This is a genomic window from Acidithrix ferrooxidans (assembly GCF_000949295.1).
GTDB classification, from domain to species: Bacteria; Actinomycetota; Acidimicrobiia; order Acidimicrobiales; family Acidimicrobiaceae; genus Acidithrix; species Acidithrix ferrooxidans.
Genome location: NZ_JXYS01000181.1, coordinates 1 through 687 on the forward strand (window position 1 = coordinate 1; position 687 = coordinate 687).

The following is a 687-nucleotide window of genomic DNA, read 5'->3' on the forward strand; positions in this document are numbered from 1 at the left end:
TTGACCATTGGTACAGCTTCGTCTGCATTTGATGTACTCTGGTTTCGGCCTCCGAGAGGTCAAAGCCAGATGCGCCCGTATTCACAGGTGTCCTCCATTTATGTAGATTCTTCTATAACTTTGCTGGGGTCCTTCGCCATGTGGACGGCTTTCCCGTCCTCGGACTACTACGACCCCTCCGTCCCATTCGAATAGCATCAGTCGACAACGAACCTTCCCTTCTGCCAGCTGGATGCTGGCCGGAGAGGGAGCCACTCGAATGGTTCCCACGTTCACCTTTAGACCGTTTGACCGATTAGGTGCCCAGCTTTGCCCCTGCAGCATCGCCACGGTTACGCCGCAGGCTTTCTCCGTGGCCTCTTAGTTGGCGACATCGACCAACTAAAGAGTTCTCGATACAAAAGCATCGATGCGCGCTGCTACCCAGCCCATATCTACCAGATTTGAGCTGGTGGGATTTACTTGAGAAGCTTTACTGCGCTGGTTCCTCACGTACACCTTTCGGTCTTGTTTGCCGGACCCATATCATCTGGTAGTGCTGACCTGTTCCGGCTTTATCAGGGCTGCTTGCCATCTTTGCCTACGTTTGAAGGCTTAGACTGCCCATAACTTCATTGGCCCTGCTGCGACAGGTCCAAGGTGGAGTCCTTTCATCTCCACACGGTCTAATGGCGCCTCGTGGCGCTC

At 53.9% G+C, this 687-nt stretch carries 2 protein-coding genes; both read left to right on the plus strand.

Annotated elements, in window-relative coordinates; translation table 11 throughout:
* Window positions 1–195: hypothetical protein (locus AXFE_RS20945; RefSeq protein WP_235347945.1), on the plus strand; the 195-nt coding region annotated here is incomplete at its 5' end.
* 114 nt (window positions 196–309) lie between these two features.
* Complete coding sequence (locus tag AXFE_RS20290) at window positions 310–447, plus strand: hypothetical protein (RefSeq protein ID WP_160291929.1); 138 nt, start codon at window positions 310–312, stop codon at window positions 445–447.
* Window positions 448–687 lie beyond the last annotated feature (240 nt).